We start from the raw sequence: 10587 nt of genomic DNA, 5'->3' as shown, positions 1-10587 counted from the left end.
AACGGGTTCCACTCCGATTCGGCCCTGTTTCCGGTGCAGCTTTCATTTCACACCTTCCTCCTTGTTCAGAGAAAAGTGTTACCCGTTTTTACAAACTCTTCAAACCATTTTCCTGCAACTTAGCACACCGATAATATCTAATGCGTCTTTGATAGTAGGCATATCCAATTACCTCCTTCGGTGGTACTGTTTCTTACTATTATTATACGCTATTTCTCGTCAAAAATCAACCATTTGTTGTGACAGAGCCTTAATTAAATTTAGTTCAGTTAGTTATATAACGATAAAAAAAAGAGAAATTCCTGCCTATCCAGTTACGACATTACCGTCATATTCCATCTTGTTGGTTGATAAATTTGGAGACAACAAATTTATATTATCGGGGAATTATAAAGACATTACAATGATTGCGAATTCAATAAGTAAAATATTAGATGTTGATATCGTGCTGTAAAAGAGAAGTGCAGTGAGTGTATTTTAGACACTTTTTATTTCAAAATCCCAAATACTCTTTTTTTTCTTGAGGAATTCCGTTCAACTTTTTGAGACAGGCGCAGATTATTAAAGAAATCAATGTATTAGCCAACGGCTCTGCGTAAATTCTCAAGTGTGAAATGGGCTTTCCAACAATTTGATTTGATAACATCCAAAAAATTGCGCATATTTTCCTATACGGGAATTGCTGTTTACCGAAATGCCATTTCAGCTTGAAATACCTCCGAACCCGGCATTGACTTGTTTCTTTCGCTTTCGTTTTCCTGCTGGTGTGTGCACTATTCTCGGAATATAAAAAAGCGGTTTCGCATTACACAAAACCGCTTGAAATTGAAATCACAGTGCTGGGAAGCCGAAGAGTTTCCGTTGCTCAGCCCAGTCTTCGGGAATGTTCCGAGAGATTTTTTCGATGGAAAGTCCATCCGGCTCATTCCCCTCGACAATCGCTTCCACGATATCAGGAGCAAGATTGTTCAAAGAAAGAATTCTTGAGACATAGGAAGGCTTGAGTCCAAGCTGTGATGCCAGATCCGTCAAATTCTTTGCCTCTCCGTTCATCAGCATTGCCAGCCATTTCTGGGCATTGCGAATAGCCCGCAGAAGCGAGGTCTGCTTCAGCCGTTCTGCCCCGGGGGCGGGGATGACCACATGGCGATGCCCATTGATTTTTTTGGTTTCCAGTTTCATCGTCAGACGTATGGAACCATCGGACAACACTGTCTGCTGTGTTTCCGGCAGTTTTTCCGATGCTGTATGTTCGGAATGAAAATAACCGCTTACGGCCATCTCTTCGGCAAGATTTTTCAATCCTTCGACTTTTAACGTGAGGGAAATTTTGTCGGAGAACACCTCGATGTTGCTGATGATCAGTCGCAGCAACTCCGTCCTTGTGGCGGGAAACATGAAGTCCCAAAGTCCGGAAACATCGCTTAACGCTGCAATAACCGTTTCTTCGGAGACCACATCCCGAAGCAGACTCTTTTTCCGTTTGACCTCCGCGAGTTCCGAAGCGACTTTTTTGATCTCTTCATAATCGGTTTCTTTTTCCAGAGAGGCCTTTTTAAGTTCCTTCAGCTGATTCTGGAGAATTTCGCAGTCTCTCTCGAAATCCCTGCGGAGCAGTTCCTCCTTGGATCGAACAGCCGCCAGAGTCGCCCGCAAGATTGCCGGCGCGCGGAAAAGTGCGGCAAGCTGGCCAAGAACAGCCTGTTCCAGATTGCCCTCGGGAATGCGCGAAAGCGGGCAGGTATGATCCGGATCCTTGATGGTCTTCTGGCAGATGTAGTAGTAATATTTTTTCCCATGCCTTTTGGCATAGGTTGGAGTCAGGGCACAGCGACAGTGTCCGCAGCGGACAAGCCCATCGAAGGCATGATACTGTTTTCGATAACCGCCTCGCCGGTTTCGTCCATGCGAGTTCATCAGCGCCTGAACCTTTTCCCATTCCGAACGAGGAATGATTGCTTTATGCTCGCCTTCGTAGATGGAATCATAATGCCTGACGTATCCGGCGTAAATCGGATTCGACAACACCCGGTGTATGGATGCAGTCGTCCACTTTTTTGCCTCGTGAAGTTTTCCCGTGCTGGCGGAAGTCCATGCCCGGGAAGTCAATCCGAGGCGGTTGACTTCATGAACGGTCTGCTTCAGCGATTCAAGCGCCAGATATTTTTCAAAAATGAGCCGGACCGTTTTGGCTTCCTCTTCATCGATCTGCAGTTTTTTTGTCAGCGGATCGGAACGATATCCCATCATGGGAACTCCACCGCAGAATTTCCCTCTTTTTTTCCCGCCATCGATTGCGGTTTTCACTCGGTCGATGATCAGATCCCGTTCGAATGCGGCAAATGTGATGAGAATGTTCAAGAGCATCCGTCCGGAACTGTTGGAAGTGTTGATGTCCTGTGTCACGGAAACGAAATGAACGTTGTGCTCTTCAAAGAACTTTTGGAGTTCTGCGAAATCTATGATGGAGCGGGAAAGACGGTCAATCTTATAACAGACGACCATATCGATCTTTCCTGCCTCGATATCAGCCTTCAGCCTGGTCATGGCCGGCCGGTTCATATTGCCGCCGGAGAATCCTCCGTCGTCGTAACGTTCCGGAAGACAAACCCACCCACGGCATTTCTGACTGGCAATGTAACTCTCGCATGCTTCCCGCTGCGAGGTCAGGGAATTGAAGTCTCGGTCAAGGGTGGCATCTTCCACGGATTTTCTGGTATAACATGCGCATCTGATGATTTCTTCCATTATTTTACTCCGAAAAATTTCTTGCCGTTCCATTGCGTTCCGGTAATGGCAAATGCCGCTCCGGAGAGGGAACGGTAATTCTGACCGTTGTATTCAAATCCGGTATCGGTGGCGATCACTACATGAATCGTCCCTTTCCATTCCCGCTCAAACCGAGTTCCGGGAATCACGCCGCCTGGATTCGGCCGAACCTTTGGCATTTCCCCGATTTTCTCTAAAACGGATTGCGCCGTTTCACTGATTCCTCCATAACGAAGTTCCTGAATACGAAAGGCCAGCTGCTTCCGGAGGAATACTTTTCCGCAATCCGGCGCATCTTTCCCGTAAAGCTCGCGCCATTTTTCCCGTAACTCGTGAAGCTCCATGACTTGAAGCCGTGCAAGCTCCACACGAATATTAGTCGACTTGCAAGCCGTTTTCATACAGAATTCTCCTTGCTTTTTTTCAGATTCCGCTGTCCGTATATAAAGCTCCCATCGAGGCGGATAGCAAATCGTTCTGAGTTCAATTTCCCAAGATTTTCCGCATAATTGCGGACGCCAGTATTTCTGCGATTTTTTCCAATGCCTTTTTATCCATTCTTCTGTCTCCTGAGTTCAGAAAGTTTGAGTCTGCCATTCGGGGGAATCCCGCCAGGGCGTTTGTCGGAAAGGCGGATCATCGGCTTGCGGTCGAGCTTCGCGGGAAGCGTCTCGGGCAGAGACGCGCCGAGCATGGAGCCGCAGACCGCACAGCCCGCGACGCAGTCCAGAAAGTGGTTGTCGTGCGACTGAGGCTTGAGTTTCCACTCGTCGACCGTGCGGCCGCGCCCCTGTGTTTTGACGCGGTATTCGGCGGTCAGATGCTCCGCGAAGAGCTGATGAGCCCCGGGGATCCGTCCGTAGAGGGTGAGCGACCCCTTGTCGCCGACGGGAACTGCGAGCCGCGCGTGAATGAAACTCTTCCAGTAGTTCGTGTCGTAGATGACATGCCGGATCGCCCGTTTCCCGGCGACATTCGGAATCATCCAGTTGAATCCGAGCCGGTCGCCCTGCTGTTTGCGGTATTCGGTCATGGGTTTCGAGGATGCTCCGACGTATCTGCCATGCGACGGCAGGATCACTCCTGCGTGGGAACTCTGACGGCAGAACTGATAGACGACATCGGTTGACTGTCCCCAGTTCGCATCCACGAGAGCGCGCTCGATTTTCAGGACAGCCCCGTCCTCGCGCTCCCACTCGCGCCCGAGACATTCATCGGTCAGCGCGGACAACGCGGCGTACAGGGCTCCCTCGAAGCCCGCTTTCGGGAAGAGCGTCTGAATGCTCGGATTCGCATCGGCAAGCGAATACTCGTGCCGGTGCTGATCCGGCCATGAGCCGTAGTCGATGACCGCGCCGGTGAAGTCCTCCGCCCATGCGATTACCACATAGAAAAGCAGCGCTTTCTGGACGTCGACAAACATCGTAAGACGATCGCATTTCAGCGGGACGCGCCGTCGGGCAAGTCCGTTGATCTTTGCACAGATCTCGTCCACGGAAAGAAGCGAGTCGTCCGCCGTGTCATCCGGGAGCGGGTCGTTCTGATACTCGCTCATAAAGGCTGCTTCATCTTGAAACTTCAGATTCATCGCGTGTTGAAGCGCCGATACTTCATCGTGGTTGAAGCGGGCTTCCCAGCTCACTTCCGCACCGGCATCCATCGCCTCCCGGTTCGCCAGATAAAACTCCGTCGCCTTCTGGAAATTGCCCTCCGTGCGCAGAGCTTCCGCCCGGATCTCGGCGTATTCCTCCCACAGTTTCATATTCGTGGGGAAGCGGTAGACCATTCGGGTCTTTTCGCCGTTCCAGTCCGGATGGGTGTTTCGGTTGAGGATGATGTCGGCCATGTCGCCCGGGCGGATGATCGTGCAGGGCATGATCCCGGAGATTTTCTGCCCCGGACCGGCAAGTCCCAGGATGTCTCCGGCAAGCACACGAACCCGCTTGCGTGTCTGTTCCAGCGATCCGGCGGATTCCGAGGTCTGCGGATCGTCGATTACAACAAGTGATGGACGCACGTTCCGACCGTCGCTCCGCTTGAACTTCATACCACGGATACGTCCGGTGATGCCGGCAACTCGGACGATGATGCCGGAAGCCCTGCTTCCTTCGACGGTCGGCAGAACGATCTCGTTGCTTGTCCAGGTGATGCGGGTGCGCTCGCCCTTGTAGAGCTGTCCGGCGCACCGGTTCGCGATCCCCTCCAGCTGTGCCACCGGATAGCACACCTCCGGGAAGTCTTCGGCGAGACGCTCGTTGACTTCCAGCTCGGTCTTCAACGAATCCAGAAGCTCCAGAGCCGCTGATTCAGTCGCGCCGATCAGTACCACAAACTCGCGGTGACCGTAGAGCATCGACCAGAGCGCCGCGCTTTCCGTGATTGTCGTCTTCCCGGAACCGCGCGGGAGCGCCAGAGCAAAGAGTCCGCCTCGCAGAACCGCCGTTTCAATCTTCTCAATCACCTTCAGATGATCCGGCGACCATGCAAGAGAATAGGTCTCCGGGAAATAGCTCTCGCAGAAAAGCTGGAAATTGCGTTCGCAGGCGGCTTTCCTGTCGGGATTCACGACCTCCGGGAGCTGGCCGATGTCGCGTCCGGCAAGCGACTGTTCCGCTTGACGGTCGCGCTCGGCGTTGCGCCGATCCTCATAGCTGCGCGCGCCGGACGTCTCCTCCGGAGTGTGTTTCCGGTCGAACATCCAGGCAATGTATTTCAGAAGGTTGATGTTGCGCGGATTCTCCGAGGAGCCGATCCGGAAACCGACGCGGTTGAACTCGCGGTAAAGCCGCGCCTGCGCCAGAACAAATCCGAACGACGTGGAGTTCAGAAGCCGCGCGACGTCCACCACGCGCATGTTACTCGGATTGATCATAGAATCCCCCCAAAGTTGCCACCCTTCGGCCACGGGCCTCGGGTCCGCTTCGCGGCTTCGGGTACTTTGCGGGGACCCCGGCTCTCCGATATTCCGTGCGGCTTCGCCGTACTCATATCTGCGAGCAAGGTATTTTTACAACTCATCATTTTCCTCCTTCGCCAGCCAGGCGGCATATTCAATCAGGTTGATCGTGCCGTCCGGATTCTGCGGCGCACCGGAAGCAAGATCCTCGGCAATCATCTCCGGAGAAGCGGTCCGGGATCCGGCCTGTTTCAGCAATCTCACCAGCACTTCAGGCTGCAATGCAGTGATTTTCAAAGAATTATCCATCTATTTGCCTTTATTTTCAGATTGCGACTGGATAAGTGGCGCAAGTCATGGTTGTATATGCACCAGCGAAGCAAAGAAGTCGCAACTCAAACAACCACAAGGAGGTAAGCATGTGCGACACGAGCAACATCACAGTCGGAACCATCGTCATGGTGAAAGTCGGACGCAATGAGATCGAGGTCGTCGTAACCGAGATCACCGCGAACGGCTGGAAAGTCAAAAAGGTCGGCAGCGACCGCGAGTTCATCGTCACCAGAATCGAACGGGTCATCGCCGAACCGGGAGCGCCGGAGGCGGTCCCGGCAACGGAACCGGAGACGGAAGCAGTCGATGCGGAGATCCCGTCAGAAGCGGCTCCCGCAACGGAACAGGAGGCGGAATCCGCTGCGCCGGAAGCGGAAGAGGAAGTGGACACGCCCAATCCCGCGCCGGAATCCGGCGGATCGCCGGAGAAAAAACTCTCACTCCTGAATGCGGCTCTGCAGGTTCTCAAGCACAGCCGGACGCCGCTCAACACGAAAGAGATCCTCGCGCAAGTCATCGAAGAAGGTCTCTGGAGCCCGAATGGAGCAAAGACTCCGGAGCAGAGCCTTTACTCCGCATTTTTCCGCGAGATCAAGGAAAAGGAGACCCCGCGCGTCCGCAAGAGTGCCGCCCGCCGGGGCGCATTCGAGTTCAACAGCTGACAGCAAACTGAAGAGGGTACTCACAGCATGAGTACCCTTGCTGATTCCCCTCCTTTTTCCAAAAAGTGCTCCGGGTTATGGCTTCGGAGGTTCCCCAAATAGCCCCACCACTGACATCGTCGTTCTTCAACCTTGGGGTGCAATCCGCGCCCCCCCATCCTTGTAACATTCCTTTCGTTGTGGGCTTTATTCTTCGACCGCCGGAGTAAGCGCCTGCCAGTCACAGCCCTCGCCATGGACGAACTCCGCCCAGCGGCGGCGGATCACGTCCACATATTTCGGATCGAACTCCATCGTGCAGTTGACGCGGTTTGTCTGCTCGCAGGCGATCAGCGTGCTGCCCGAGCCGCCAAACAGATCCAGCACAGTCTCGCCCGCCTTCGAAGAGTTGAAAATCGCCTTGATCGCCAGCGCAGTCGGTTTCTGCGTCGGATGCACATATTCCCGCGTGTTGTCCCGCTTGATGTCCCAGACCGTCGTCTGACAGCGGTCGCCGAACCACTCGCAGTTCTCGCCCTCATGACAGCCGTAAAAGCACGGTTCCGCCGCCCAATGGTAATCGCTGTGACCAAGGATCATTCCCTTGTTCCAGAACAATACCTGTTTGGATTTCAGTCCGGCATCAATGATGGCGTGTTCAAACTGCAAATGATTGCTGCTGGCATACCAGATGTAGAACGCCCGCTTTTCCCGGAGGCTCGCTTTCAGATTTTTGAATGCGGCAAGCAGGAACTCCGAAAGTTTTTCCCCGCGCAGATCGTCGTTTTCAATGACCTCCCACAGTCGGCCGCCCGGATTGTTCACTCCGCGATAACTGACGCCATACGGCGGATCGGTGAAAACGAGATCCGCTTCCCCGCCGCTCATGAGACGGGCGACATCTGCCGCCCTGGTGGAATCGCCGCACATGAGCCGGTGCTTGCCGAGCTGATAGATCACCCCCGGCTGACTGACCGGCTCTTCCGGGACATCCGGGACGGCGTCAGCATCCGTCTCTCCCTCGGCAACCACATTTTCTTCGGAACTTCCGTTCAGCAGACGGTCAAGCTCATCGGTGTCGAATCCGAGGAGCGACAGGTCAAAATCCTTTTCCTGCAAATCGCGCAGTTCGATCGGCAGCAGGTCGTAGTTCCACTCCGCGATCTCGCCGGTCTTGTTGTCCGCGATTCGATACGCCTGCACCTGTTCCGGCGTGAGGTTTTCCGCGATCACCACCGGAACTTCCGTGAGGCCGAGCTGTTCCGCCGCTTTCAGCCTTGTGTGGCCGACAATCACGACGAAATCTTTGTCCACGACAATTGGCTGCTGGAAGCCGAACTCCTTGATCGAGTTGGCAACCGCCTCCACCGCGCCGTCGTTGAAGCGCGGGTTCTTCTCATACGGATGGATCTCCGAGAGTTTCATGTTGATGATTTGCATCTTTTTCTCCTTTTGTTGATTTTTTTATTTGAAAAAGTGTCATTAAAGATTTATATTTAATGACAGAAAATAAAAAATGGATTGATTATGACTCCAGCTCAGGAAAAAATCGAAAAACTGCTGCAACAGCAAAAGCCATTTACAGCGGAAGAAGCGCACACGGCAGGTATTTCAGCGCAAATGCTCGCTCATTATTGTCGCAAAGGTAAATTAGAACGCGCTTGTCGCGGGATTTACACTCCTCCTGAAACGGAAATAACCCAATATCCAGAAATAGAACTGCTGGTTCGTAAAAAGACGGACTTTGTGGTTTGCCTGATTTCCGCACTTCAAATTCATGAGTTCACTACTCAGTTGGCAAATACCCTCTGGATCGCAATTCGGCAGGGGGCACGAATCCCTTCCGTGCAATTTCCCATTCACTGCATACGACTGACTGATGCAGTTTATTCTTATGGGATTGAGGAACGAGAACTCAATGGACTCAAATTCAAAGTTTTTTCCGCTGCCAAAACAGTAGCCGACTGTTTCAAATTCCGCAATAAAATCGGATTGGACGTTGCTCTGGAAGCTCTGAAAGAGGGATATCGAAAAAAGATGTTCACGCCTTCTGAACTTCACAATGCCGCAGAAATCTGCCGAGTAAAAAACGTTATCCGCCCTTATGAGGAATTGATTCTGTCATGAGTAAGCCGAATCCAACCAACTATGCGCATTCTATTTTTACCAGACTTAAAAATCTGGCGAAACAAAAAGGATATTTTTTCAACCATCTTCTGATTCGCTATGCCACAGAAAGATTTCTTTATCGGTTGAGCGTTTCTGCATATGCAGCTCAGTTCGTTCTGAAAGGTGGAAATCTTTTTATTATTTGGCAAAACGGCTGGAGCTTTCGCCCCACAATTGATTCCGATCTTTTGTGTTTCGGCCAAGCAGATGAAGAACATTTAAAAATCATTTTCCGGCAACTCTGCTCATTACCGGGTCATTTGGAAGATGGCATGAGCTATGATGCAAACTCCATAACGATATCTACCATTCGGGAAGACACAGAATATGGCGGAACGCGAATTGTCTTGAATGCCTTTCTTGGAAATGCCCGAATTCCCCTTCAGTTTGATATCGGCATTGGTGATGCAATTACCCCGGCAGCAGAAACAGCATATTTTCCCGTATTGTTGGGAGGACTTTCTCCCAAATTGAGGATTTATCCAAAAGAAACTTCTATTGCAGAAAAAGCCGAAGCAATGATTACCAAAGGCTTCGCGAACAGCAGAATGAAAGATTTTTATGACATATGGCTCCTTTCTGAGCTTTTCAATTTTGACTACAAAACTTTGAGGCTGGCACTCTGCAACACCTTTAAGCGACGTAATATCCCGTTGCCTGGTTCCATTCCTGAATGTTTCTCGGATGAGTTTATGATGTCTCCAATGAAGCAAACCCAATGGAACGCATTCATCCGCAAAAACCAACTCCGCGAAAATCCGGGGAATTTTTATGATGCGGCATTGCGAATCAAGAGCTTTCTGCTCCCAGTTCTTCTGCCGCGCACCGATACGCCCACTCAGTGGAAAGCGGCGCAAGGCTGGGAATAAGTCCTCGCCGGAAATGGGGCAGACAGCCCCGCTGTCGCGTTCGATTCCGACCCGCTATACAGCCCCCGGAGAACCTCCTGTCGCGCGCGTAAGAGGGCTGTCCGGGGGCGTGTAGGCGCACTGTCGGAGTGGATCGCAAGTCGTTGATAATCAACGAGCATAAAAATTTTATCACCTGCAAGCAAGTCTGCTTATAACGCCGACTCCTTCCGCGCGCCCTCGAAAAATCCCTTTCAAGGGGGGAACCGTTGACTCTGGAATGCGCATAAGCCTCGCCGCCTCATTTTCGACCCCTCGAAGTCTCTGTGCTTCTATGAGGCTGGAAATACCCTTAAAATAAGTGACGGATTCTTCCGTCATTTCGACAAAAGTGACGAAAAAGTGACGGAGGCTCATGAGTGCATCGGCTATTCCCGGTTTTTCTTCTGGATCTGATAAATCCGCCGTGGGGTGAGTCCGATCATATCTGCGACCTCGCCGATGGGAGTGCCGGAGGCAACCATGTTCTGCACGAAGTTCTTGTCTGCCTTTGACTTGTAGTTCACCGGAGGGATATAAAGCAGACCGCGCCAATGCTTTTGAACCGCCTTGAGCAGTTCGGACGGCAGCACATCTGCCGCGTTAGCATAAACGGACATGGCTGTTTTCCTTTACTTTTTGTGTTTGAACTCACCGCACCAGTCATCTTCCTTGACGACCGGCCACTCTATGTACGGGGAATGTGCATACCTGACAGTTGACGGTGCGTGGCGGCGGCAAATACTGCCGGAGCCTTTGCCTCTGGAATCAAAAAATTTGCATTCGGAACATGTCTTAATGTGCCGATCTTCTGTTTTCATAAAAATCCTTTCAAAAATGTTGTTCACGGCTTTCACGGCTCTTTATATGCAAATGAAAAAAAGAAAGAAGT

At 51.7% G+C, this 10587-nt stretch carries 9 protein-coding genes; 3 read left to right on the top strand and 6 right to left on the bottom strand.

Annotation, left to right across the window (positions count from 1 at the left end; translation table 11 throughout):
- Window positions 1-831: 831 nt before the first annotated feature.
- The 4 genes from FYJ85_RS20590 to FYJ85_RS20575 form a co-directional block, all read right to left on the bottom strand.
- Window positions 832-2748, bottom strand: a complete 1917-nt coding sequence (locus FYJ85_RS20590) for a recombinase family protein (protein WP_206213356.1) — start codon at window positions 2746-2748, stop codon at window positions 832-834.
- Window positions 2748-3170: a DUF2924 domain-containing protein gene (locus FYJ85_RS20585; RefSeq protein ID WP_154420600.1), complete on the bottom strand. Its 423-nt coding sequence runs from the start codon at window positions 3168-3170 to the stop codon at window positions 2748-2750. Before FYJ85_RS20585 ends, FYJ85_RS20590 begins: the two co-directional genes overlap by 1 nt.
- A 149-nt stretch (window positions 3171-3319) precedes the next feature.
- The gene (locus FYJ85_RS20580) at window positions 3320-5641 is read right to left on the bottom strand and encodes a terminase gpA endonuclease subunit (protein WP_154420599.1); all 2322 of its coding nucleotides are present in this window, start codon (window positions 5639-5641) and stop codon (window positions 3320-3322) included.
- A 135-nt stretch (window positions 5642-5776) separates the two neighbouring features.
- On the bottom strand, window positions 5777-5974 hold the full coding sequence (locus FYJ85_RS20575) for a hypothetical protein (protein ID WP_154420598.1): 198 nt from the start codon (window positions 5972-5974) through the stop codon (window positions 5777-5779).
- Window positions 5975-6084: 110 nt separating this feature from the next.
- On the opposite strand from FYJ85_RS20575, the gene FYJ85_RS20570 reads away from it, so the two are divergent.
- Window positions 6085-6660 (top strand): winged helix-turn-helix domain-containing protein, encoded by a 576-nt coding sequence (locus FYJ85_RS20570; RefSeq protein ID WP_206213355.1) that lies wholly within the window; start codon window positions 6085-6087, stop codon window positions 6658-6660.
- Between the two features lie 186 nt (window positions 6661-6846).
- Here the strand turns inward: FYJ85_RS20570 and FYJ85_RS20565 are convergent, their stop codons facing one another.
- Window positions 6847-8079: a DNA modification methylase gene (locus FYJ85_RS20565; RefSeq protein ID WP_154420596.1), complete on the bottom strand. Its 1233-nt coding sequence runs from the start codon at window positions 8077-8079 to the stop codon at window positions 6847-6849.
- A gap of 87 nt (window positions 8080-8166) precedes the next feature.
- Between FYJ85_RS20565 and FYJ85_RS20560 the strand changes: the two genes are divergently transcribed.
- Both FYJ85_RS20560 and FYJ85_RS20555 read left to right on the top strand, forming a co-directional pair.
- A complete protein-coding gene (locus tag FYJ85_RS20560; protein ID WP_154420595.1) occupies window positions 8167-8766 on the top strand; it encodes a type IV toxin-antitoxin system AbiEi family antitoxin domain-containing protein in 600 nt (199 codons plus the stop codon).
- Window positions 8763-9677: a nucleotidyl transferase AbiEii/AbiGii toxin family protein gene (locus FYJ85_RS20555; RefSeq protein ID WP_154420594.1), complete on the top strand. Its 915-nt coding sequence runs from the start codon at window positions 8763-8765 to the stop codon at window positions 9675-9677. Before FYJ85_RS20560 ends, FYJ85_RS20555 begins: the two co-directional genes overlap by 4 nt.
- Before the next feature lie 407 nt (window positions 9678-10084).
- Here FYJ85_RS20555 and FYJ85_RS20550 read toward each other — a convergent pair whose 3' ends face one another.
- Window positions 10085-10315: a helix-turn-helix domain-containing protein gene (locus FYJ85_RS20550; RefSeq protein WP_154420593.1), complete on the bottom strand. Its 231-nt coding sequence runs from the start codon at window positions 10313-10315 to the stop codon at window positions 10085-10087.
- Window positions 10316-10587 lie beyond the last annotated feature (272 nt).

Source organism: Victivallis lenta (genome assembly GCF_009695545.1).
Classification (GTDB): Bacteria; Verrucomicrobiota; Lentisphaeria; order Victivallales; family Victivallaceae; genus Victivallis; species Victivallis lenta.
This window is presented reverse-complemented; position numbering and strand designations above follow the sequence as displayed.